Origin of the sequence: Micromonospora lupini str. Lupac 08 (assembly GCF_000297395.2) — a bacterium.
Lineage (GTDB): Bacteria > Actinomycetota > Actinomycetes > Mycobacteriales > Micromonosporaceae > Micromonospora > Micromonospora lupini.
Genome location: NZ_HF570108.1, coordinates 3,577,987 through 3,599,330 on the forward strand (window position 1 = coordinate 3,577,987; position 21,344 = coordinate 3,599,330).

23 protein-coding genes are annotated in these 21,344 nt (G+C 72.6%); 12 read left to right on the forward strand and 11 right to left on the reverse strand.

What is annotated here, in order from left to right; all coding sequences use genetic code 11:
- Positions 1–203: 203 nt before the first annotated feature.
- From MILUP08_RS17500 to MILUP08_RS17515, 4 genes are all read right to left on the reverse strand, one after another.
- Entirely contained in the window at positions 204–1,154 is a 951-nt protein-coding gene (locus MILUP08_RS17500) for a hypothetical protein (protein ID WP_007460030.1), read from the reverse strand.
- A gap of 86 nt (positions 1,155–1,240) precedes the next feature.
- Entirely contained in the window at positions 1,241–4,171 is a 2,931-nt protein-coding gene (locus MILUP08_RS17505; RefSeq protein ID WP_007460032.1) for a glycosyl hydrolase, read from the reverse strand.
- A gap of 183 nt (positions 4,172–4,354) precedes the next feature.
- The gene (locus tag MILUP08_RS17510; protein ID WP_007460033.1) at positions 4,355–4,738 is read right to left on the reverse strand and encodes an MmcQ/YjbR family DNA-binding protein; all 384 of its coding nucleotides are present in this window, start codon (positions 4,736–4,738) and stop codon (positions 4,355–4,357) included.
- An 88-nt stretch (positions 4,739–4,826) separates the two neighbouring features.
- A complete protein-coding gene (locus tag MILUP08_RS17515; RefSeq protein WP_007460034.1) occupies positions 4,827–5,582 on the reverse strand; it encodes a DUF1223 domain-containing protein in 756 nt (251 codons plus the stop codon).
- Between the two features lie 249 nt (positions 5,583–5,831).
- On the opposite strand from MILUP08_RS17515, the gene MILUP08_RS17520 reads away from it, so the two are divergent.
- The 3 genes from MILUP08_RS17520 (at position 5,832) to MILUP08_RS17530 (ending at position 7,798) form a co-directional block, all read left to right on the forward strand.
- Positions 5,832–7,007 (forward strand): lactonase family protein, encoded by a 1,176-nt coding sequence (locus tag MILUP08_RS17520; protein ID WP_007460035.1) that lies wholly within the window; start codon positions 5,832–5,834, stop codon positions 7,005–7,007.
- 118 nt (positions 7,008–7,125) lie between these two features.
- The gene (locus MILUP08_RS17525; RefSeq protein WP_039908234.1) at positions 7,126–7,395 is read left to right on the forward strand and encodes a GlsB/YeaQ/YmgE family stress response membrane protein; all 270 of its coding nucleotides are present in this window, start codon (positions 7,126–7,128) and stop codon (positions 7,393–7,395) included.
- 100 nt (positions 7,396–7,495) lie between these two features.
- Positions 7,496–7,798 (forward strand): GNAT family N-acetyltransferase, encoded by a 303-nt coding sequence (locus MILUP08_RS17530; protein WP_007460037.1) that lies wholly within the window; start codon positions 7,496–7,498, stop codon positions 7,796–7,798.
- Between the two features lie 57 nt (positions 7,799–7,855).
- Here MILUP08_RS17530 and MILUP08_RS17535 read toward each other — a convergent pair whose 3' ends face one another.
- On the reverse strand, positions 7,856–8,206 hold the full coding sequence (locus MILUP08_RS17535) for an ArsR/SmtB family transcription factor (protein ID WP_007460038.1): 351 nt from the start codon (positions 8,204–8,206) through the stop codon (positions 7,856–7,858).
- Positions 8,203–8,661: an SRPBCC domain-containing protein gene (locus tag MILUP08_RS17540; protein ID WP_007460039.1), complete on the reverse strand. Its 459-nt coding sequence runs from the start codon at positions 8,659–8,661 to the stop codon at positions 8,203–8,205. The genes MILUP08_RS17535 and MILUP08_RS17540 overlap by 4 nt, the downstream gene beginning before the upstream one ends.
- Positions 8,662–8,838: 177 nt before the next feature.
- On the opposite strand from MILUP08_RS17540, the gene MILUP08_RS17545 reads away from it, so the two are divergent.
- Positions 8,839–9,555, forward strand: a complete 717-nt coding sequence (locus MILUP08_RS17545; RefSeq protein ID WP_007460041.1) for an isocitrate lyase/PEP mutase family protein — start codon at positions 8,839–8,841, stop codon at positions 9,553–9,555.
- Positions 9,556–9,873: 318 nt separating this feature from the next.
- On the opposite strand, the gene MILUP08_RS17550 is transcribed toward MILUP08_RS17545, so the two are convergent.
- Both MILUP08_RS17550 and MILUP08_RS17555 read right to left on the reverse strand, forming a co-directional pair.
- A complete protein-coding gene (locus MILUP08_RS17550; protein ID WP_007460042.1) occupies positions 9,874–10,800 on the reverse strand; it encodes a 5'-3' exonuclease in 927 nt (308 codons plus the stop codon).
- 59 nt (positions 10,801–10,859) lie between these two features.
- Positions 10,860–11,087 carry a hypothetical protein gene (locus MILUP08_RS17555; RefSeq protein ID WP_007460043.1) on the reverse strand — a complete coding sequence of 76 codons (228 nt, stop codon included), beginning with the start codon at positions 11,085–11,087 and terminating at the stop codon, positions 10,860–10,862.
- Positions 11,088–11,209: 122 nt separating this feature from the next.
- On the opposite strand from MILUP08_RS17555, the gene MILUP08_RS17560 reads away from it, so the two are divergent.
- Entirely contained in the window at positions 11,210–12,301 is a 1,092-nt protein-coding gene (locus MILUP08_RS17560; protein WP_063827223.1) for a DUF4037 domain-containing protein, read from the forward strand.
- Here the strand turns inward: MILUP08_RS17560 and MILUP08_RS17565 are convergent.
- Positions 12,288–13,550, reverse strand: coding sequence for an MFS transporter (locus MILUP08_RS17565; protein ID WP_007460045.1), 1,263 nt, complete (start codon positions 13,548–13,550; stop codon positions 12,288–12,290). The genes MILUP08_RS17560 and MILUP08_RS17565 overlap by 14 nt on opposite strands.
- A gap of 131 nt (positions 13,551–13,681) precedes the next feature.
- Between MILUP08_RS17565 and MILUP08_RS17570 the strand changes: the two genes are divergently transcribed.
- Positions 13,682–14,569 (forward strand): winged helix-turn-helix transcriptional regulator, encoded by an 888-nt coding sequence (locus tag MILUP08_RS17570; protein WP_007460047.1) that lies wholly within the window; start codon positions 13,682–13,684, stop codon positions 14,567–14,569.
- A 77-nt stretch (positions 14,570–14,646) separates the two neighbouring features.
- On the opposite strand, the gene MILUP08_RS17575 is transcribed toward MILUP08_RS17570, so the two are convergent.
- Positions 14,647–16,017 carry a glycosyl hydrolase family 18 protein gene (locus MILUP08_RS17575; RefSeq protein ID WP_007460048.1) on the reverse strand — a complete coding sequence of 457 codons (1,371 nt, stop codon included), beginning with the start codon at positions 16,015–16,017 and terminating at the stop codon, positions 14,647–14,649.
- A gap of 205 nt (positions 16,018–16,222) precedes the next feature.
- Between MILUP08_RS17575 and MILUP08_RS17580 the strand changes: the two genes are divergently transcribed.
- The 3 genes from MILUP08_RS17580 to MILUP08_RS17590 all read left to right on the forward strand — a co-directional run bounded on the left by MILUP08_RS17580 (position 16,223) and on the right by MILUP08_RS17590 (position 19,042).
- Positions 16,223–17,332, forward strand: a complete 1,110-nt coding sequence (locus tag MILUP08_RS17580; RefSeq protein WP_007460051.1) for a M24 family metallopeptidase — start codon at positions 16,223–16,225, stop codon at positions 17,330–17,332.
- Positions 17,329–18,471, forward strand: coding sequence for an acyl-CoA dehydrogenase family protein (locus MILUP08_RS17585; RefSeq protein ID WP_007460053.1), 1,143 nt, complete (start codon positions 17,329–17,331; stop codon positions 18,469–18,471). The genes MILUP08_RS17580 and MILUP08_RS17585 overlap by 4 nt, the downstream gene beginning before the upstream one ends.
- Positions 18,472–18,535: 64 nt before the next feature.
- Complete coding sequence (locus tag MILUP08_RS17590; RefSeq protein WP_007460055.1) at positions 18,536–19,042, forward strand: Lrp/AsnC family transcriptional regulator; 507 nt, start codon at positions 18,536–18,538, stop codon at positions 19,040–19,042.
- On the opposite strand, the gene MILUP08_RS17595 is transcribed toward MILUP08_RS17590, so the two are convergent.
- Positions 18,972–19,583, reverse strand: a complete 612-nt coding sequence (locus tag MILUP08_RS17595; protein WP_007460057.1) for a histidine phosphatase family protein — start codon at positions 19,581–19,583, stop codon at positions 18,972–18,974. The genes MILUP08_RS17590 and MILUP08_RS17595 overlap by 71 nt on opposite strands.
- A gap of 158 nt (positions 19,584–19,741) precedes the next feature.
- On the opposite strand from MILUP08_RS17595, the gene MILUP08_RS17600 reads away from it, so the two are divergent.
- The 3 genes from MILUP08_RS17600 to MILUP08_RS36760 all read left to right on the forward strand — a co-directional run bounded on the left by MILUP08_RS17600 (position 19,742) and on the right by MILUP08_RS36760 (position 21,341).
- On the forward strand, positions 19,742–19,936 hold the full coding sequence (locus MILUP08_RS17600) for a CsbD family protein (RefSeq protein WP_007460059.1): 195 nt from the start codon (positions 19,742–19,744) through the stop codon (positions 19,934–19,936).
- Positions 19,937–20,009: 73 nt separating this feature from the next.
- Positions 20,010–20,360: a YnfA family protein gene (locus MILUP08_RS17605; RefSeq protein WP_007460061.1), complete on the forward strand. Its 351-nt coding sequence runs from the start codon at positions 20,010–20,012 to the stop codon at positions 20,358–20,360.
- A gap of 318 nt (positions 20,361–20,678) precedes the next feature.
- Positions 20,679–21,341 (forward strand): polysaccharide deacetylase family protein, encoded by a 663-nt coding sequence (locus tag MILUP08_RS36760; RefSeq protein WP_007460065.1) that lies wholly within the window; start codon positions 20,679–20,681, stop codon positions 21,339–21,341.
- Positions 21,342–21,344: the final 3 nt, after the last annotated feature.

Here is a 21,344-nt window from a genome sequence, read left to right on the forward strand (position 1 = left end):
TCGCAGAACCATTCCGACCCTGGCCGTCCGCACCTTGCACCCCGGTGCTTGCCCGCTCCGTCCCCAGGCGCAACCCCGATCGCGTCTCCGCCATCCGCAGCGGCCGATGGGATTACCACATCGTGCAATCCTCATTTGCGACAACGATTCCGTGGCACCGAACGTGACGCCGGAGCGGGAGGCGCAACGCAGGGGACGGGCGCTCAGCCGTCGGCGCTCCGGCCCGCCGGCGTGGTCAGGTGGGTCAGCCAACCGCGCAGGCGCTCCAGCGCGCCCGTCGATTCGAGCAACGAGAGGCCGCCGCCCACCATCGCCACACCCGCCGTGGCGGCGACCATCCCGACCGGGTACTCCCGGGCCGGGAACGCCAGCAGGCCCAGCACGGTGACCGCCGCCCCACTGAGTGCCAGCAGCGCCCCGGCGAGGGCGTCCCGCCGCTCGGCGAACACGAAGACGAGCGTCACGCCCAGCCAGCACAGGCCGGCCACCGCGACCAGGACGGCGGTCACCACGGAGCCCTCGCGGGCCAGACCGACGCTGGCCGGAACGCTGAGCACGCCCAGCACGCCGGCCCGGGACCAGAACACGCGGGCCTGGCGCAGCAACGCGAGGCCGGCACTGTCCGCGCCGAAGAGGTGCCGGCGGTGGCGCAGGACGAGAAGGCCCAGCAGCACGGCGAAGGTCCCCAGGGTCACCCCGACGAACCGGGCCCCGGCCCGCTCGACACGGAGGGCGTCGGTGACGACGAACAGCCCCACGGTGCAGACGCTGATCCCCGCAAGCGAGGTCAGAGCTGTCGCCCGGTCCCGGGCGACAAGCGCGGCGCAGGCGATCGCCACGACCGACACCAGGGTGAGCGGCCCGGCCCACGACGACGGCGTCGTGACGGCCAGCGCGACACCGGCGACCGCTACGGAGAGCAGGATCCGGGGCAGCGCCTCGGCCAGCGGGGCGCGCTCGTCGAGTCGATTGTGGCCGTACACCACCGCCACGACCAGGATCACCGCGCCGACGGCTACCGGTGGGAGAACGGTGGCCAACTGGTTCAGGGCCACGGCCGAGCCCGCCGGGCCCAGCCACCCGACCAGCCGCAGCCGCCACCGCCCCGTCCCGGCCCGCGGCGGGGAGGGCTGCGGTTCGCGTACGGACGACATGCCGCCAGCCTCGCACCCGGGCACCAGTCCGCACGAGTGCTCGCCGCCGGCCGAGGTGCGGCCGGCGGCGAGCGAGGGGATACGGATCAGGAGTAGGGAAGGCGCAGCACGGACTGGTTGCCGACGCCCAGGGTGGTGGGGTTGTTGCCGATGGCCGACCAGACCTCCACCCGGACCGTGCCGTTGCTCAACGTGCCCAACGAACCGGTCGCCGAGGCCAGGCCGGCGGCCTGGGTGTAGTGCTCGTAGCCGGCGACCGGGTCGGTGGCGAAGTAGCGCCACGTCTCCGTCCGGTCCCAGCTGCCGTTGCCGGTCAGGTCGTAGGACACGCGCACCTGCACGCCGTTGCCGACGGCCGCGCCGGCGTCGAGGAACAGGTCGAACGTGGTCTGCGCTCCGGAGTAGGCGAGGTTGAGGCCGGTCGCCGTGAAGACCTGCGGGTTGGTCGGCGTACCGTCGTGGTTTCCGTTGGCGGCCGCGACGGTGGTCGTGGCCGCGCTGCCGGCGGCGCCCAGCCCACCACCGGACAGCAGGTAGCGCGTGGGCGAGCCCGAGCTCGGCGGCGGCGTGGTGGGTGCGGCAGTGGTGGGCGGGGGAGTCGTCGGCGGGGCCGTGGTGGGCGGCGCGGTGGTGGGTGGCGCGGTGGTCGGCGGGGTCGTGCTCGGCGGCACGCCGCCGGAGGCGTTGCCACCGCTCCAGGTGTACGCCCCGGTGGTGGCCGTCCGGCCGGCCGCCACGGTGAGCCGGGTGCCGGTGGAGAACGTGACCGTGATCGGGTTTGCCGTCGGGTTCGACGCCACGTAGGTGCGTGCCCCGTTGCGGGAGAAGACCGCGCTCAGCGGGTGGTTGGCGGTGACAGTCGTGTCGACGGTGCCCAGCGCCGCCAGGTTGCGGATCCAGTGGAAGGTGTGTGCCCGGCTCTCTCCCTCCTCGGGGGTGTAGCCGGGATTGGCGCGCAGGTTCGCCAGGGCCGCGTCGCCGTCGCCCAGGGCCTGGAACTGCCAGAGGATGTCCTGCCACACCGTCGGCTGCCCGCCGTTGTTGCGGACCAGCTCGGCGTAGTTGGTGCGCACGTACGCCGGGTTGTTGCCCAGGTAGAGGTGCCCGCCGGTGACCGGCAGCAGGTTGATGCCCTGGATCATCTCCGGCTCGCCGCTGAACCAGGTGGCGTACGCGCCGCCGTCGCCCCAGACCATGCCGACAGTCGAGTGCCCGAAGGCGGCGGGGAAGTTCTGGTCGCCGGCGTCGAACCAGTACTCCTGGATGGCGGCGGCCTGCGTCGTGTAGAGGAAGATGCCGGCGTCGCGTACGGCGGTGTCGCCGGTGACCTGCCCCCACTGGATGAGGGCGTTGGCGAAGTTCATCCCCTCGGACGACGACTCCTGGTTGTTGCCGGAGCCGAACGAGCCGTGCCCGGAGGCCCAGTCGTGGCCGGCGTAGATGTCGAAGTCACGCAGGTAGGGAAAGCGGGTGTCGTCGCGGCGGTAGTTGTTGGCGTCGCGGATCAGCAGGTCCACCATGCCGCCGTAGCGGCTGGTCGCGGCCCACGACGGGTCGAACTTGGCGAGGGTCGCGGCGGCGGCGATGAAGTAGCCGTAGTGAAAGTGGTGGTCGTTGAGTTCCTGGTCGGAGCCGTACGACGCCGGGTAGCCGATCAGGGTGCCCCAGTTGGCGTCGTAGTAGAAGAGCCTCTGGGTCTTGCCGCTGGACGCGGTGAACCAGTCGGTGAGGGTGCTACGGATCGCGTTGAGCGCGCTGTCGCGGGTGGCCGTGTCGTTGACCAGGTCGGCGACCTCGGCGAGCCGGGCGGCCCGGCCGAGCCCCTTGCCGGTCCAGTACGTGTCGTTGCCCCGCTGGTCCATCGGGTTGCCCCGGGCGGCGGCCAGGTGGCCGGTGAGCGTGGCCAGGTCCGCGCCGCTGCCGTCGCCGACGGCCGGCAGTTCGGGCAGGACACCCTGGAACGCCATGGCGGTGCGGAACTGGTTGACGCCGGTGAGGACCTTCATCCGACCCCGCGCCGACGGGTAGGTGGGCGTGATCGGCGTCGAGCCGGCCAGCGACTTCCACTGGTGCGGGTAGAGGCTGACCACTGTCTGCGTGGCGGTCCCCTCCCGGGCGGTGGTGGTGAACGCGTACGTCGTGCTCAGGCCGTTCGTCGACGGGTCGTACGAGTAGGAGACCCGGGTGCCGGTGACGTGGGCGTGCGCGTACCGGCCGTAGGTGGCGGCCAGGTCGGCCCGCTCGGTGGCGTTCGCCGTCGGGGGCAGCAGGGCGACGGAGAAGTAGCCGCGACCGGCGAGGGTGGAGGAGATGCGACCGCCGCTGACGGTCCAGGTCGCGCCGCTGGGGGCGTACGCCACGTAGTCGTGGCCGTTGACCCGGAAGCCGATGGTGGCGCCGCTGCTGGACCAGACGTCGGGGGTGCCGGACGTGCCGATCACCGCGTCGCCGCCGCTGGCCTGGAAGTACGCGAACGGCAGGCCGTGGCCGATGGTGGCGCGCAGGGTGCGGGTCCCGTCGCTCCAGTACGGGCTGACCGTCCAGTCGGTCCAGCCGTCCACAGTGACCTGGGGTGCGGCGAGCCCGGCCACGCCGACGCGGATGTCCTGCACGTACGGGTAGTGGTACTCGCCGACGCCGGTCGCCGTGCCGCTGATGGCGGGTGTGGAGTTGGCCGAGAAGCCGAGACCGTCGGTGAACGTGTCGTACGAGGTGGGGTGGGCGTGCAGTGGCTCGCTGAAGGCGCAGTCGGTGCGCTTCCACAGCAGCGAGGACCACCAGTCGTTGGTGGGAACGGCGCCGGCGGGCGCGTTGGCGGTGGCGTACTGCCGGGGGTTGCTGGACATCGCGCCGCAGCCGGTGGGGAGCGCGCCGACGGGGGTGGTGGTGTAGCTGCCGGCGCCCACGGGCGCGGCCTCGGCGGCGCGGGTGACGGGGATCGTGAGGCCACCGACGACCAGGGCCAGGGCGGTGGCGGCTGCCAGGGCCCAGCGGCGGTGGGGGACGGGAGGTTTCATGGTGCCTCCATCGCGCGTCCCGGTACGGACCGTGCCGACCCGGGCGCGTAGCGTCTGAATTGTGGAAAACGTCGATCGAGAGAGCGCTCTCTCAGCCGGCACGGTAATCGACCGTCGAGATCCCCGTCAATGTGTCAGTCCGGTTGCGTGCTGATGTCGCAAACTGATCGCCCGCTGTGCCGGCTACCTCTCCGCCGCGCCGACCCCGTCCAGGTCGGCGTGCAGCGCGTCCGGCGCACGCATCCGCCACGCGTCGGTCACGAGTTCGCTCAGGCGCTCGACGTCGACGGCCACCAGGCGCAGCAACACCAGCGGCAGTCCCTCGTACCCGGAGGTCGTGAAGAAGACCTCGGGTTCGCCGAGCAGGAGGGCCTGCTTCTCGGCCTCGTCCCCGACGAACAGCACCGCGATGTCGCGCCGGATCACCCGCGGCCTGCCGGGCCTGCGCTCGGGATAGGACCAGACGAAACCCTTGTCGGCCACCCGGAAGTCGAAGCCGTCGCTCTGGATCTCGACCGTGTGGGGCAGGGACAGGGCCAGGCGGCGTACGTCGTCGGCGTCAGCCACCGAGACCCCGCACCGCGCGTGCCATCAGCATGCGCCGAGGTTACGCACCGGGACCGACAGCCGTCGGGCGGGCCGCCCGACGGTGGCGTCAGCCGGTCGCGACGGACAGGTCGACTGCCGTCGCGCCGAGGACCGCCCGGTCGCCCTCGCGCTGGACGTAGCCGATCACCGTGGCGCGGCGACTGTCGAGATTCGGCGGCGTGGCCAGCTCCACCCGGCCCTGCTCGGCGTTCAGGGATACCGAGGCGAAGGCGCGCACCACGTTGTCCTGCCGCAGCGTCCGGCCGGCGTTCTCGCCGCGGGCAATCTCGCTGTCCAGGCCGCGCTGCACGACCGCCACGTTGACCACGGCACGTTGCGGCAGCGGCCGCACGCGATAGTCCACTGCCATCCCCTGTCCGCCGTCCGCGGCGTCCGACACGGACAGCGTGAGGGGCGCGGTGACTGTCGACGTCAGGGCCGACGCGATGGCGCTCGCCGCCCGGCGACGGTCGGAGCCGACGAACTCCACGGTGCCGTTGACGATCATCTGCGGCGTGTAGAGCCCTCCGGTGCCGAACCCACGCGCGTACGCCTCCTGCCGCGCGGTGTACGCCGCGTCCGCGAACTGGTCGGGCCAGCCCAGGTCGTCCCAGTAGTCGACGTGGAAGCCGAGGGCGAAGACGGGCTCGCCCCGCGTCCGGGCGTCCTGGTCGATCTCGGTCAGCAGCTCCTCGGCCGGAGGGCAGCTGTTGCAGCCCTGCGAGGTGAACAGCTCCACGACGGCGACACCGCCGCCCGTCGCCGAGGACGGCGGATCCGGCGAACGGGCAGGGTCCGACCCGTGGGGCGACGGGTTCGTCATGGCGTCTCCTCCCAGAGCTGCTGGCGACCCCTGCGATTCCCGTTACCGCACCGACAACGCCTGGTCAGCGGGGCCGCGAGGGCCGATGGGTGCGTCCACGGCCGGCGGGTGCCGCACTACCACGAATCCACCGTCGCGCCCGGCGGTGCCACTTACGGGTAAACACCATCGAAGCGGCGTACTCCTCCGATAGCGTGCCAATGAGAGGAAACCTCGTATTCCTTCCACAAAGCGGCTAAGGAGTCAGGAATGAAGCGCAGCGTAGCGCTAGCGGCGGCCCTCCTGGTGGGCCTGACCGGTGCCGGAACGCTCCCCGGAGCTGCCTTCGCCGACGGCGGCGGCCCGGCCGGCAACCACGACGAGCGCGGGGGAGGTGGAAACCACCAGGACAGCGAGGGCGCGGTCTTCGTCCAGACCAACAAGGCCGAGGGCAACACCATCAAGGTGTACGACCGGGACGAGGACGGCCGCCTCAGCAAGGCCGGCGAGTACGAGACCGGCGGGCTGGGCGGCTTCACCATCGGCGCGCCCCTCGACGCGCTGGCCTCGCAGGGCTCCCTCGTCTACCACAAGGGGCTGCTCTTCGCCGTCAACGCCGGCAGCAACACCGTGACCGTCTTCCGCGTGGACGGCACCCGGCTGCACAAGCTCCAGGTCATCTGGTCCGGCGGTCTACTGCCGGTCAGCATCGCGGCCCGCGGTGACCTCGTCTACGTGCTCAACGCCGGCGGCGAGGGCTCGGTGCAGGGCTTCGAGCTGCACAAGGGGCGCCTGTCGCGCGTCGAGGACGCCAACCGGTCGCTCGGCCTGCACAACGGCAACCCGCCCGCGTTCGGGACGGCTCCGGCCCAGGTCAAGATCGACCCGGACAGCGAGTTCGTCCTGGTGTCGACGAAGGGCGCCAACGTCATGTTCAGCTACGAGATCGGTCGCGACGGCGAGCTGGCCCGCAACCCCGTCGTCAGCGACGCGGGAAACACGCCGTTCGGCTTCACCTTCGACACCGAGGACTCGCTGCTGGTCACCGAGTCGGGCGCGAACGCGGTCAGCCGGTTCGAGCTCGACGACGACGGCACGCTCGACCAGGTCGGGCCGTCGGTGCCCAACGGTCAGCAGGCGCCGTGCTGGATCCAGCGCGTGGGCGACTACTTCTTCGTCGCCAACGCCGGTAGCTCCACCATCAGCTCCTACCGGGTCGACGACGACGGCAAACTCCAGCTCGTCAAGGAGGTCGCCGCGGACACCGGTGGCGGGTCGATCGACATGACCACCAGCGACGGCTTCCTGTACGTGCAGAACGCCACCGCCGGCAACGTGCAGGGCTACGAGGTGCACGACGACGGCTCCCTGAGCCTCGTCACCACCGTCGAGGGCCTGCCGAAGTTCGCCGACGGCATCGGCATGGAGGGCATCGCCGCCTCCTGACGGTCGGCACACCGCTGGTCCCCGTCGATCCCGACCGGGACCAGCGCTGGTTTCGGCGGTGCCCGGTCCGGGGCAGAAGAGCGTCGCTGACGACAACACCTTCGGAAGGGACGGCCTCGTGGAAATCCAGGGCTTCTTCACCGCGATCATCATCGGCCTGGTCATCGGCGCCCTCGGTCGGCTCGTGGTGCCCGGCAGGCAGAACATCTCGATCGTGCTCACCCTGGCGATCGGCGTGCTCGCCGCGATCCTCGGCACCCTCGTGGCCGGTGGGCTCGGCGTCGACGAGACCGCCGGCATCGACTGGATCGAGCTGCTCCTGCAGGTCGTGTTCGCCGCGATCGGCGTGGCCGTCACCGCCGCCGCGTACGGCCGCCGCCGCCTCTGACGTCCCCGGGCCGGCCCGCTCCGCCCGGCGCGGAGCGGACCCGCCCGCGCGCCGCGGTGACCGCGGGTGGCCGCCACGGGTGCTGTGCTTGGATGGTCCGGTGCAGTTCACCGTGACAGAGGCGCCGACGCGGGAGCGGTTCGAGGCGCGCGACGAGACGGGCGCGGTCGCCGGGGTCGTCACCTACCAGCTGACCGGCGCCATCATCGCCTACACCCACACCGAGGTCGATCCCGCGTACGAGGGCCGCGGCGTCGGGTCGACCCTGGCCCGCGCCGTCATGGACGACGCGCGGGCCAGGCGACGCACCGTGGTGCCGATCTGCCCGTTCCTCGCCGAGTGGCTGGTCAAGCACCCGGAGTACGAGGACATCGTCGTGCGCTCCACCCGAAAGGTGAAGTAGCGCCGGCTCGACGCCGGTCGCTGAGCGGGATGGCCCGTGTCTCCACCGGCTGGCCTCTCATTCTCCCTGGTCGTCGGTGCGGTGGCGTTCGATCGTCTCGGCGATCCGCTTGATCCGGCGGAGTCGGGCGTCCCAGGCGTCGCCGACGGCGGTCAGTTGGGCGACCGCGCGGGCGAGCTGCGCCTCGTCGACCCGGTAGTGACGCTCACGACCCGCCGCCGCGGAGTGGATCAGGCCGACCCGGTCCAGGACGGCCAGGTGCTTCGAGACGGCCTGGCGGGTGACGGGCAGCCGCTCGCTCAGCGACGTGGCGGTGCCGGGCCCGCCGGCGAGCAGCAGGTCGATCATGCTGCGCCGGGTCGGGTCGCCGATCGCCGACCACAGGGCGTCGTCCACCGCCGTGGTCATGACGCGGCGACCAGCTTCGCGACGTACACGCCCAGGGCGGGGACGTAGTGGTTCCACCCGCTGACGTGGTCCTGGTACTGCTTCTCCAGGACGGCGACCTCCCAGCCCATCTCCCGGAAACCGGTCTCCGTCATGCGGATGCGGGTCCCGGCTCCGATGGGGACCAGGTCGAACGTGACGAACAGCGACTGCCCGCCGCGGTCGGGCTCGGTGAAGCACCACCGGAAGGAGAACCGCTTCGGCGGGTCGACGTCCACGACGGCGAGGTCGACTGTCGTCGTCTCGCCGGTCTGCGCGTCACGCCACACCAACTCGCCGGGCGCGCCCTCGACCGGTTCGAACCGTGCGTCGTCGGGCCACCACTCCCGCACGTGCTCGGGCTGGCTGATCACCTCGAAGACCACCTCGGGTGAGGCGTCCACGTCGATGTCGCGTTCGATGACTCCGTACTCCATGCGTACCACCCTTTCGCAACCTTTGGTTGCGTAAGGCTATGCCACCCTGGCGCGTCGCGCAACCCTTTGTTGCGCTTTCGGGGACGGTTCCGGGCCGGCGCACAGGAAGTGCGACGACGGTACGGTTCATGATGGGTAGCCTGTCCGGCCCGCAACGTCCCCCGGGAGATCCGAACGATGACAGCGTCCTCCTTCCGTGCCCTGCACCACGACCGCGCCCCCGGTGACCCGCTCGTCCTGCCCGGGCCCTGGGACGCGGGCAGCGCCCGGGTCTTCGCCGACGCCGGCTTCCCGGCGCTCGCCACGCCGAGCGCCGGTGTCGCCGCCTCCCTCGGCTACGAGGACGGCGCCACCCCGCCCGCCGAGATGTTCGCCGCGGTGGCGCGCATCGTCCGGGCCGTCTCCGTGCCGGTGTCCGCCGACGTGGAGGACGGCTACGGGCTCGCACCCGGCGAGCTGGTCGAGCGGCTGCTGGAGGCGGGCGCCGTCGGCTGCAACCTGGAGGACTCCGAGGGGCACGCCACACTCAAGGACCCGCAGCGGCACGCGGACTGGCTGGCCGAGGTGCGAGCGGCGGCGGGTGACGCGCTGGTCATCAACGCGCGCGTCGACACCTTCCTGTTCGGTTCGGGCGACCCGGCCGACGCCATCGCCCGGGCGAAGCTGTACGTCGCGGCGGGCGCCGACTGCGTGTACCCGCTACTTGCGCCCACCGAGGTCCTCCCGACCCTGCGCGAGGGCATCACCGGCCCCCTCAACATGGCCGCCGGCCCGAGCCCGGACTCCGTGGCCGAACTGGCCCGGCGCGGCGCCACCCGGATCACGTTCGGCCCGGGCATGCAGCGGTACGCGATGGGCGCGGTCAGCGACCTCGCGGCCAACCTGCGCGCCTGAGGTCGCGGCCAGCCGGTGTGCCCGAGGTCGCGGCCAGCCGGTGTGCCTGAGGCTGCGGCCAGCCGGTGTGCCTGAGGCTGCGGCCAGCCGGTGTGCCTGAGGCTGCGGTCGACCTGCGCGGCTGCCCTCGCGGTCGCCGCTCCCGAGGTGTTGTCGGCCGCGCCGGAGGCGTGCGTGCCGCGCCGCACGCGCACGGCCCGCGCGTGCGTCCCACGCCCACGCGTTGCGTCCCACGCCCACGCGTTGCGTCCCACGCCCACGCGTTGCGGTCCACGCCCACGCGTTGCGGCCCACGCGGGTGTGCCGCGCGCCCGGCGGTCAGGCGTCGGCGCGGGCGGCCAGGGCGTCGACGAGGCGGCGGGCGGAGCCGGCCAGGTTCCACCGGCCGGCCAGCTCGAGCAGCCGTTCCGGGTCGGCGGCGGCGGTCGGCAGCGCGGTGGGCAGCTCCGGCAGCGCCACGTCCAGGGCGACCCGGACCACTGTCGGCGCGACGGCCAGATAGTCGCGGGCACCGGCCAGCTTGGTGCGCAGCCCCGGGGCGAAGGACGAGTCGGAGTCGTCCAGCGCGGCCAGGATGCCGTCGATGCTGCCGTACCGCTCGATGAGCCGCGCGGCGGTCTTCTCGCCGACCCCCGGCACGCCGGGCAGGCCGTCGCTGGGGTCGCCGCGCAGGGCGGCGAAGTCGGCGTACCGGTCGGCCGGCACGCCGTAGCGGGCGCGGACCGCCGCGTCGTCGCAGTCGTCGAGCTTGGCCACGCCGCGCCCGACGTAGAGCAGCCGCACGTCCCGGGTGTCGTCGATGAGCTGGAACAGGTCCCGGTCGCCGGAGACCACCTCGACCGGGCCGGGCTGGGTCACCGAGAGCGTGCCGAGCACGTCGTCGGCCTCGTAGCCGGTCGCGCCGACGGCGGGGATGCCGACGGCCTCGAGGACCTCCAGGATCATCGGCACCTGCGGGGAGAGCGTGTCGGGCACGACCTCGCCCCCCTGCGGGGCCACCCGGTGCGCCTTGTACGACGGCAGCAGGTCGACGCGCCACGCCGGCCGCCAGTCGTAGTCCAGGGCGCACACCATCCGGTCGGCCCCGCGGCCGCGGATGAGCGTGGCGAGCATGTCGAGGAAGCCGCGCACCGCGTTGACGGGCTGGCCGTCCTCGGTGCGTGCGGCGGACTCGGGGATGCCGAAGTAGGCCCGGAAGTAGAGGCTGGGTGCGTCGATCAGCAGGATCGGGGATCGGTGTGCCACGCCCGACAGCCTGGCACAGCCCCCCGACGATCAGCGGTACGCCCGGCCGCCCGGCGGCGTCAGCGCCGCTCGTCGGGTCGGTAGACGGTGGCCCGTCGGGCGAGGTGCTGCACGACGTAGCTGGTCACCAGCAGCAGGATCGCCACCAGCACCTCGACCCAGGCGGCGACGCCGTCGGCGACGGTGAGCCCGATGACCAGCAGGACCAGCCCGACGAGCGCGAGGACCCCGGCCCACAGTTGCCGGCGGCGGCGGGTCGCCGTCCGGTTCGCGTCGTTCGCTGTCACGTCGGCCCTCCCGGTCGCGGCCACCCGCGCGGGCGTCCCGAACCCAGGCTATGGCCCGCCGAAGCCGCCCGAGCAGGGAAATGGCCGTGCGGGTGGGGCCAGGTACGGCGCAGACTGCCGGGGTGGCGTTCCTTCCCGGCCTGGTGCTGGCCCGCCGGTACCACGACGAGGTGGTCGCGCCGATCCTGCGCGGTCGTCTCCCCGGCCTGCGGTACGCGGCGGGGCTGCTCGACGGTGGCTCGGAGGTGCTGGGCCTGGACACGGCCCGGTCCACCGACCACGACTGGGGCCCGCGCGTGAACGTCTTCGTCGGGACGGCTGACGCCGCGGCGATCCCGCGGATGAGCGCCGTGCTGGACGCCGACCTGCCGGCGGACTTCCTCGGCTGGCCCACGCGTTTCGCTGGCGACGACGGACGACTGGGCGTCGCCGACGCCGCCGGAACGCGGCACGGGGTCACCGTCGACGAGGTCGCCGGTTGGTGGCGCCGCCGGCTCGGCTTCGACCCGATGGCCGGTGTCGGCACGACGGACTGGCTCGCGAGCCCGACCCAGCGGTTGGCGGAGGCGACCGGTGGTGAGGTCTTCCACGACGGCCTCGACGGGGCGTTGACCGCTCGACGGGCGGCGCTGCGGTGGTACCCGCCGGACGTGTGGCGGTACGTCCTGGCCGCGGTGTGGACGCGGATCGCGCAGGCTGAGCACCTGCCCGGCCGGTGCGCCGAGGTCGGCGACGAACTGGGCAGCCGGATCGTGACCGGCGGCATCGCTCGTGACCTGCTCCGGCTCGGTCTGCTGCTGCGTCGACGCTGGCCGCCGTACGACAAATGGCTCGGCACGGCCTTCGGCCGGCTGCCCGGCGCGGCACCGGCGGTCGCGGCGCTGGCCGAGGCGACCGGCCCGGGCGACTGGACCTGCCGCCAGGCCGGCCTGGTCGAGGCGCTGGAGACCATGGCCCGGTGGACCGACGAGACCGGTCTGGCCGCGCCGGTACGCGCCCGTGCCGTGCCGTTTCACGGCCGGCCGTTCCTGGTGCTGCGTGCCGAGCGCGTCACCGCCGCGCTACGCGCCGCGGTGACCGACCCGGCGCTGCGCGACCGGCCGCCGCTGGGCGCGGTCGATCAGTACGTGCACAGCGTCGACGTGCTCAGCGACGCCACCCGAATTCGCGGGGTCGCCGACGGCCTGTGGTCGGGTACGGTCACCGACCGATGATGACGGCCGGACGCGGGCCCTCGTCGCGGTCGTGGTCGCTGAGGTCGCGCAGGTGGCGGACGGGGGAGAGCACCAGCATCAGGGGCGCGCAGATGAGGGTCGCCGCGAAGACGAACAGGGTGGCGCGGGCGCCGAGCGGGCCGGCGAGCGCGCCGGCGACCAGCCCGCCGACCGGGATGGCGCCCCAGGAGACGAACCGCACTGTCGCCATCACCCGGGAGAGGAGTTCGGGTGGGCTGGCGATCTGCCGGTACGTCCGGGTGGTCACGCTGAGCACGACCGTGCCGAGGGAGAAGACGATGCTGCCGGCGGCGAAGGCGACGTAAGCCGGCCAACCGGTGCCCCCGGGGATCAGGAACGCTCCGGCGACCGTCGTGAACCCGGCGGCGACCAGCGCGCGGGCGCTGCCGAGCCGCGTGGTGATGCGGGTGGTGAGGGCCGCACCGACGAGCGCGCCGACACCCTCGACGGCGAGCAGGACGCCGACCAGGCCGGCCGGCGCGTGCAGCTCGCGGACCAGGTAGAGCGGGTGCAGTGCGAACTGCGCGCCGCAGACGAAGTTCATGGCCGTGGCGGCCCCCATGCACGGGCCCATGACCGGGTGGTACGCGACGTAGCGCCAGCCCTCGCGGATCAGCTCACCGACCGGCGGCCACTGCGCGGGCGCGTCGACGCGGCGCGCGGGCAGGGTACGCAGCAGAGCCGCCGAGACGAGGTAGCTGGCCGAGTCGACGAGCAGGGTGGGCACCGCGCCGAGCGCCTGCACGGCGAGCCCACCGAGCGATGGGCCGCTGAGCAGGGTCGCGGCGTGGGTGGCCGAGGTGAGGCTGTTGCGCGACTGCAACTGCTCGCGCTCGACGATGCTGGGCAGGAAGGTCGAGTTGGCCACGTCGAACAGCACGTTGGCGAAGCTGACGACGAGCGCGGTCACCACCAGGTGGGTCACGGTGAGCTGCCCCCACCACCAGGCCAGCGGGATCGACGCGACGGCGAGGGCGCGGGCCAGGTCCGCGCCGACCTGGGTGCCGCGCAGCGGGAGGCGCTGCACGATCACACCGGCGGGCAGGCCGATCACGATCCAGGCGACGTAGCTGGCCGAGGCGATCAGACCCATCTGCCAGGCGGAGGCGTCCAGGACGGTGAGCGCGGTCAGCGGCAGGGCCACCGCGCCGACCGCCGACCCGACCAGACTGGTCGTGCCGGCGGTCCACCAACGCCAGAACACTCCGGCCCGTTCGTCGACGTGCATGTCGTCGGCCCCCGTCCGTCGCGCCGATGCGTTCCAGGTGTCAGTGCGTTGCCGTTGGCGGCATGTGCCGTCCCTGGTGCGTTCCAATCTGGAACGGACTATAGTCGTGGCGGGTCGGAGGGAGGAAGAGGGTGCGACGAGACGATCTCGCGGACGCGGACTGCGGCATCGCGCAGGCGCTCGGCGTGCTGGGGGACTGGTGGACGTTCCTCATCGTGCGCGACATCGCCGGCGGCACGACCCGCTTCGAGGCGCTCCAGCGCGAACTGGGCGTCAGCCGGCGGGCGCTGACCGAACGCCTCGCCGCCCTGGTCGAGCACGGCGTGCTGGAACGCCGCCCGTACTCGGCGCACCCGCCCCGGCACGACTATCTGCTCACCGCGAAGGGCGAGGGGCTGTTGCCGGTGCTCATCGCCCTACAGGACTGGGGAACGAGGCACCTGATGGGTGACGGAGAGTTGACCGCGACCGCCGACGACGCCTCGGCCGAGGCGCGACGGGTACACGCGCTGGTGGGCCGACGGCTGCCGGAGGTCGCCCTGGCCGGCACCGACGGCCGGCCGGTCGCGTTGACCGCGCCGGACGTCTGGAGCGTCCTGTACCTGTTCCCGGGGGCGTACGCGCCGGGAACGCACGCCTACCCGCCGGGCTGGGCCGAGATCCCCGGCGCCCGGGGCTGCACTCTCGAATCGACGACGTACGCCGACCGGTACCCGGCCTTCGCGGCGGCCGGGGTACGGGTGCGCGGGATCAGCACCCAGCGGCCGGATGAGCTCGCCGAGTTCGCCGCGTACGCTCGGCTGCCGTTCCCGTTGCTGTCCGATCAGGACGTTCGACTCGCCGCGGGGCTGCTGCTGCCGGTCTTCTCCGCCGGCGGGGTGACCCGGTTCAAGCGACTGACGATGCTCATCGACCCGACGTCGGTGGTGCGGGCGGTGCAGTTCCCGGTCACCGATCCGGCCGGCTCGGTCGACGAGATGCTGGCTCTGGCCCGCGACCCCGCGGCGATCCCCGGCTGACGCGGCGGCGTCGACCCACGGACGATCCCCGGCCGACGCGGCGGCGTCGGCCGGGGATCGCGGCGTCCGGTTCGGGGTCAGGCGGGGAGGGTCCAGCGCTGGTTGGCGCCGGCGAAGCAGTCCCAGATCTGGAGTCGGGCGCCGTCGGCGGAGCTGTTGTCGGTGACGTCCAGGCACTTGTTGGACTGCGGGTTGCGCAGGGTGCGGTTGGACTGCGCCTGCCAGACCTGCGCGCCGCTGCCGTTGCAGTCGTACAGCTGCACCTTGGCGCCGTTGGCGGTGGAGCCGCTGGCGATGTCGGCGCACTTGCCGAGGGCGCGCAGCGTGCCGTCGCTGGCGACGGTCCAGGTCTGCGCGTTGGTGCCGTTGCAGCCCCAGAGCTGGATGGCGGCGCCGTTGGCGGTGCTCGCGGAGGCCACGTCGACGCACTTGCCGCCGAGGCCGGTGATCTGGCCGGTACGACCGGACGGCGGCGGGGTGGTGCCGCCCATGATGGTGTCGTACATGGCGCTGACCAGCGAGGTGGAGCCGGTGGTGTCCTGCGACAGCTCCCAGTTCATGACGCCGCCGGCGTTCGCGAGGGCCCACTGCGTCTTGCGCTTGACGGTCGGGACGCCGTTGTAGCACTGCTGCGCGCCGCCGGCGGTGGTGCAGTCCCGGTTGGCGTTGGCCGGGTCCAGGGCGACGAGCGCCGAGTACGTGTAGTAGCCGGGGCGGCTGTAGAACGGGATGCCGAGGACGGCCTTGCTGGCCGGCAGGCCGCGGGACTTCCACAGGTTGATGCTGTTGATCGACCAGTCGTAGTTGGAGTGCGGGCTGCCGCCGTCGTACGCCATGATGTTGAGCCAGTCGACCTGGCCGAACACGGCCGTCGGCACGCCGTCGAGGTAGTAGCCCTCGGAGACGACGGCAGCGGTGAGCAGCTTGCCGCGGCTGTGCATGGCGCTGCCGAGCTGGGTCATGACCTGGCTGTAGTTGTTCGCCGAGGCGCCCGGGTCGGGGTACTCCCAGTCGATGTCGACGCCGTCGAGGTTGTACTGGTTGACGAAGTTGACCAGGTTGTTGACGAAGGCGCTCCGGCTGCCGGAGTTGCCGGCGAGGGCCTCGAAGGCCGAGTCGTTGCCGTCGTTCCAGCCGCCGACGGCGATCGAGACCTTGACGTTGTTGGCGTGGGCCTGGGAGACCAGCGAGGAGAGCTTGCTCGGGTTCTCCACCGCGCGCAGGCTGCCGTCGTTGTTGGGCAGCACGAAGGCGTAGTTGATGTGGGTGAGCTTGTTGTACTGGATCGTGTTGACGTTGCCAGCCCACGAGGGCATGTAGCCGACGCTCTTGAAGTTGTTCGGCAGCACCACGGCCTGCGCGGCGGTGGGGACGAGGGTGACGGTGGCGGCGGCGGTGGCCAGGGCGAGCAGGCCGGCGGCGAGGGCGCGGCGCAGTGGTGAGGACATCGGGGGCCTTCCCGTGGGCGGGGGACGACGCCCGCCCGCGCAGGGTTGTCGCGGGCGGGAATTGCGGGACGCAGGAACGGGTGGGCCTCGAGGCAGCCAAATCTTAAAGAGTGTTAACTGTCCCCGTCAATCAACGCCGGTGGATTTCCTCGCCTGGGCGGATGCGGGCTTCTGGGGATGCCCAAACGACCGTTAAGCTCACGGGGTGGGAACCGATGAGTTGTACCCGCCGGACCGGCTGATCGCGGCGCAACGCGCCACCGCCGCCGCCGGCCTGGACGCGCTGCTGCTCACGCCCGGCTCCGACCTGCGCTACCTGACCGGGTACGACGCCCACGTGGGGGAGCGGCTGACCTGCCTGGTGCTGCCCGCCGAGGGCGTGCCCACGCTCATCGTGCCCAGACTGGAACGTCCGGCCGCGGAGGCGGCGCCCAACACCGGCGTCCGCATCGTCGACCACCCCGACGGCGTCGACCCGTACCCCCTGGTCGTCGCCGCCCTCGACGGCCCGCCGGCGGCGGTCGGGCTCGCCGACCGGATGTGGGCCGAGCAGGTCCTCGCCCTGCGCGCGGCGCTGCCCGGCGCCGCGCAGCGGCTCGCCGGTGAGGCGCTGCGCGAGCTGCGGATCCGCAAGTCCCCGGCCGAGGTGGCGGCACTGGCCGACGCCGGCGCGGCCATCGACGAGGTGCATCTGCGGATGGGCCGGTGGCTGCGTCCCGGCCGCACCGAGGCCGAGGTGGCGGCCGACATCGCGGCGGCGATCCGCGACGCCGGGCACGTCAGCGTCGACTTCGTCATCGTGGCCGCCGGACCGAACGGGGCCAGCCCGCACCACGGCACCTCGGACCGGCCGATCGGCGCCGGCGAGCCGGTGGTGGTCGACATCGGCGGCACGATGCCGTCGGGCTACCGCTCGGACTGCACGCGCACCTACGTGGCGGGCGGGCCGGCGCCTGCCGACTTCGTCGACTACTACGCGGTGCTGCACGCCGCCCAGGGTGCGGCGGTGGCGGCGGTGCGCCCCGGGATCACCGGCGCGACGGCCGACGCGGCAGCCCGGGAGCCGATCACCGCCGCCGGTTACGGCGACGCGTTCCTGCACCGCACCGGGCACGGCATCGGCCTGGACGGCCACGAGGAGCCCTACCTGGTGGCCGGTAACGACCGGCCCCTGGAGGCCGGCATGGCGTTCTCCATCGAACCGGGCATCTACCTGGCGGGCCGGCACGGCGCCCGCATCGAGGACATCGTCGTCTGCACGACGGACGGCGTGCAGCGGCTCAACACCACCCCCACGGAGCTCATCGCGCTATGACTGTCGACCGGATCCTCCCCACCGACGAGGCCCACGACCTGCTGGACCTCGCCACCGAGCTGGCCGACCGCGAGCTCGCGCCGAAGGCCGCAGGCTTCGAGGAACGCGCCGAGTTCCCCCGCGAGGTGCTGCGCACCATCGGCCGCGCCGGCCTGCTCGGCCTGCCCTACGCCGAGGAACACGGCGGCGCCGCGCAGCCGTACGAGGTGTACCTGCAGGTGCTGGAGATCCTGGCCAGCCGGTGGCTCGCGGTCGCCGAGGCGGTGAGCGTGCACACCCTGAGCTGCTACCCGGTCGCCGCGTTCGGCACCGCCGAGCAGCGCAAGCTCCTGCCGGACATGCTCGGCGGCGAGCTGCTCGGCGCGTACTGCCTCTCCGAGCCGCAGGGCGGCTCCGACGCGGCGGCGCTGAGCACCCGCGCGGTCCGCGACGGCGACGCGTACGTCGTCTCCGGCACCAAGGCGTGGATCACGCACGCCCGGGTGGCCGACTTCTACAACGTCTTCTGCCGCACCGGCGGGCCCGGCCCGAAGGGCATCTCCTGCCTGGTCGCCGACGCGGGCACCGCCGGCATCGCGCCGCAGGCCGCCGAGCGGACCATGGGGCTGCGGTCGTCGCCGGTGGCGCAGATCGCGTTCGAGGAGGCGCGGGTGCCGGCCGACCGCCTCGTCGGCGGCGAGGGCGCGGGCTTCACCATCGCGATGTCCGCGCTGGACTCGGGTCGCCTCGGCATCGCGGCGTGCGCGGTCGGTCTCGCCCAGGCCGCGCTCGACTACGCCGTCGGCTACGCCCGGGAGCGCCAGCAGTTCGGCCGGTCCATCATCGACTTCCAGGGTCTCGGTTTCCTCCTCGCCGACGCGGCCACCCAGATCTCCGCCGCCCGCGCGCTGACGCTCGCGGCGGCCCGGCTGCGCGACGCCGGTCGGCCGTACTCGATCGAGGCGGCGAAGGCGAAGCTCTTCGCCTCCGACGTGGCGATGCGGGTGACCACCGACGCCGTGCAGGTGCTCGGCGGCGCGGGCTACGTCAGCGATCACCCGGTCGAGCGGTACATGCGGGAGGCGAAGGTGCTGCAGATCGTGGAGGGCACCAACCAGATCCAGCGGTTGGTGATCTCCCGGGCGCTCGCCAAGGGCTGAGACGGCGGGGTCAGCGCGGCGGTCGTCGTCGCCGTCGGGCCGATTTCCCGGTAGGTTGCACGCCGTGGAGGAGATCGACCGCGCCATCGTCGCTGCGCTGACCGCTGACGGCCGTCTGTCGTACACCGACCTGGCCGAGAAGGTGGGGCTGTCGGTGTCCGCCGTGCACCAGCGGGTGCGCCGGCTGGAGCAACGCGGGGTGCTCAAGGGGTACGCCGCCCGGGTGTCGTTCGAGGCGCTGGACCTGCCGTTGACGGCGTTCGTGGCGATCCGGCCGTTCGACCCGTCGCAGCCGGACGACGCGCCGGAGCGGCTGGCCCACCTGCCGGAGATCGACTCGTGCTACTCGGTGGCGGGGGAGGACTTCTACCTGCTGCTGGTGCGGGTGGCCAGCCCGGCGGACCTGGAGCGGGTGCTCCAGGAGATCCGCACCTCGGCGAACGTGACGACCCGGACGACAGTGGTGCTGTCCACGCCGTACGAGAACCGTCCGCCGAAGATCAGTGCCGGGGCGCCGAGTCGGTCGCGGTCCCGGGCGCCGGAGGAGCCGGCTGGTTCCACCGCAGGATGACCTGCCGACCGTGCTCGTGACCGAGCGCGCTGACCGTTGCGGTGTCCAGGCGTAGCCGTCCCCCGGCGGACGGGGGCAGCCCGATCCAGCGGGCGCCGAGCACCCGCAGGCTGTGCGCGTGGCCGACAAGCGCCACGGTGCCCCGGTCGAGCAGTGGCGTGACGCGGGCCAGCACGCGGTCGAGCCGGTCACCCACCTGCGCGGGTGACTCCCCGCCGGGACAGCCGTCGGTCCAGATGTTCCAGTGCGGATCGTCGTCGTGGATGTCGACTGTGGTGCGGCCCTCGTACTCGCCGTAGTTCCACTCGCTGAGGTCCTCGTCGACCGCGTCGACGGTGAGCCCGGCCAGCTGCGCGGTGCGCAGCGCCCGGGAGCGAGGGCTGGACAGCACGGTGACGAAGCGCCGGCCGGCCAGGAACGCGGCGAGGGTGCGGGCCTGTCGCTCGCCGTCGGGGGTCAGCTCCAGGTCGGTGTACGAGGTGTGCCGCAGGCTGGCGCTCCAGGTGGTCTCGCCGTGCCGGATCAGCAGGAGCTCTCCCATGAGGCCAGTTAACCATCGCGGCGGGGTCGGCAGAGCGGCCCTCCCTCAACCTATCTTCCTAGGATGCCTTACGCGGTGTGGGCCGCCCAACACCACCGGTTTCGGCACCGGGAGAGCGGGCAACCGAGCCTCGACAACCGCCAGACCGAGGAGGCGCGATGAGCTTCACCGAGAAGGCAAAGAACAAGGTCGAGCAGATGGCCGGTGCCGCGAGAGAGCGCGTCGGCGACATGACCGACAACGAGTCGATGCGTGGCGAGGGCGCCAGCCAGCAGGGTGACGCACGTGCCAAGCAGACCGGTCAGAACATGAAGGATGCCGGCAGCAAGATCAAGGACGCTTTCAACAAGTGACCTGAGCGGTCTGCGGGTCCCCGGGCGCACCGTCGCCCGGGGACCCGACGCGTGCGGCCGCTAGGGTCGGCGCGTGACAGTGCTCCGTTCCCTGGTGTTGTTCGTGCTGGCAGCCCTGGCCGAGATCGGTGGCGCCTGGTTGGTCTGGCAGGGGTGGAGGGAACAGCGCGGCCTGTGGTGGATCGCCGCCGGAGTGGTCGCGCTGGGCTGTTACGGCTTCGTGGCCACGTTCCAGCCGGACGCGAACTTCGGCCGGATCCTGGCCGCGTACGGAGGGGTGTTCGTGGCGGGCTCGTTGGGCTGGGCGATGGTCGTGGACGGTTTCCGGCCGGACCGCTGGGACCTGGCCGGCGCCGCGCTGTGCCTGCTGGGCGTCGCGGTCATCATGTACGCCCCGCGCGCTGGTGGGCTCGCGGGGCAGTGAGCGTTCCTCGCGTCTGCGATGATTCGCGGCGTGATCCGACCCGGGCTTCGCCCGTTCTGGTGTGGCGTACTGGTGGTGGCTGCCGTTGTCGGCGCTGCCGGGTGCACGGCGTCCCGGGTGCCACCGCAGGAGCAGCCGGTCTTCGTCGGGTCGTCCGCCTCGTCCGCCGTGCCGTCGGCCGGCGCCGCCGTATCGCCGGCGACGCCGACGGTTTCCGGCAGGCCGCAGGGCGCTCCGACGTCGAGGGGTCCCGGTGCGTCGCCGGTGGTTCCGACGCCTACCGTTCCCGGGGCGTCGCGGGTGGGGACCAGGGCGCCGGTGGTCGATCACGGGCCGCGGACGGGTGACAGGGTCGCGTTGACGTTCGACGCGGACATGACCGACGGGATGCTTGCCAACCTGCGCGCCGGCCGGGTGCGGTCGTACGCGAACCTGCGCATCCTGGACCTGCTGGAGCGGGAGCAGGTGCCGGCGACGTTCTTCCTGACCGGCAAGTGGGTGCAGCGCTATCCCGACGTGACCCGGCGGATCGCCGGGAATCCGCGCTTCGAGCTGGCCAACCACACGTACGGGCACGCGGCGTTCACCGCCGACTGTTACGACCTGCCGCGGCTGCCGGTCGACGAGCTGGCAGCCGACGTGGCGAAGACGTTCGAGGTGATCGAGCCGTACGGCGGCCGGCAGACCAGGTACTTCCGCTTTCCGGGGCTCTGCCACGACGCAGCGGCGCTGGACGCGCTGGCGCCGCTGGGCGTGACTGTCGTCGACGGTGACGTGGTGAGCGGTGATCCGTTCGCGAAGGCGTGGAAGCCGTTGGTGCGTGCGGTGCTGGACCACGTACGCCCGGGGTCGGTGGTGATCATGCACGTGACCGAGGCGAACGCGGCGATGACGGATGAGGCGTTGCCGCACATCCTGGCCGGGCTACGGGAGCGCGGGTTGACGCCGGCGCCGTTGTCCGAGGTGCTGGCCAAGGGCTGAGGG

Excerpts from the sequence above, each read along its gene's own strand:
- MILUP08_RS17595 (WP_007460057.1), bottom strand. The coding sequence starts at position 19,583 with ATGGGAGAGCTCCTGCTGATCCGGCACGGCGAGACCACCTGGAGCGCC.
- MILUP08_RS17540 (WP_007460039.1), bottom strand. The coding sequence starts at position 8,661 with ATGGAGTACGGAGTCATCGAACGCGACATCGACGTGGACGCCTCACCC.
- MILUP08_RS17535 (WP_007460038.1), bottom strand. The coding sequence starts at position 8,206 with ATGACCACGGCGGTGGACGACGCCCTGTGGTCGGCGATCGGCGACCCG.
- MILUP08_RS17515 (WP_007460034.1), bottom strand. The coding sequence starts at position 5,582 with ATGACGAACCCGTCGCCCCACGGGTCGGACCCTGCCCGTTCGCCGGAT.
- MILUP08_RS17575 (WP_007460048.1), bottom strand. The coding sequence starts at position 16,017 with ATGTCCTCACCACTGCGCCGCGCCCTCGCCGCCGGCCTGCTCGCCCTG.
- MILUP08_RS17505 (WP_007460032.1), bottom strand. The coding sequence starts at position 4,171 with ATGAAACCTCCCGTCCCCCACCGCCGCTGGGCCCTGGCAGCCGCCACC.
- MILUP08_RS17520 (WP_007460035.1), top strand. The coding sequence starts at position 5,832 with ATGAAGCGCAGCGTAGCGCTAGCGGCGGCCCTCCTGGTGGGCCTGACC.
- MILUP08_RS17565 (WP_007460045.1), bottom strand. The coding sequence starts at position 13,550 with ATGCACGTCGACGAACGGGCCGGAGTGTTCTGGCGTTGGTGGACCGCC.
- MILUP08_RS17500 (WP_007460030.1), bottom strand. The coding sequence starts at position 1,154 with ATGTCGTCCGTACGCGAACCGCAGCCCTCCCCGCCGCGGGCCGGGACG.
- MILUP08_RS17600 (WP_007460059.1), top strand. The coding sequence starts at position 19,742 with ATGAGCTTCACCGAGAAGGCAAAGAACAAGGTCGAGCAGATGGCCGGT.
- MILUP08_RS17585 (WP_007460053.1), top strand. The coding sequence starts at position 17,329 with ATGACTGTCGACCGGATCCTCCCCACCGACGAGGCCCACGACCTGCTG.
- MILUP08_RS17545 (WP_007460041.1), top strand. The coding sequence starts at position 8,839 with ATGACAGCGTCCTCCTTCCGTGCCCTGCACCACGACCGCGCCCCCGGT.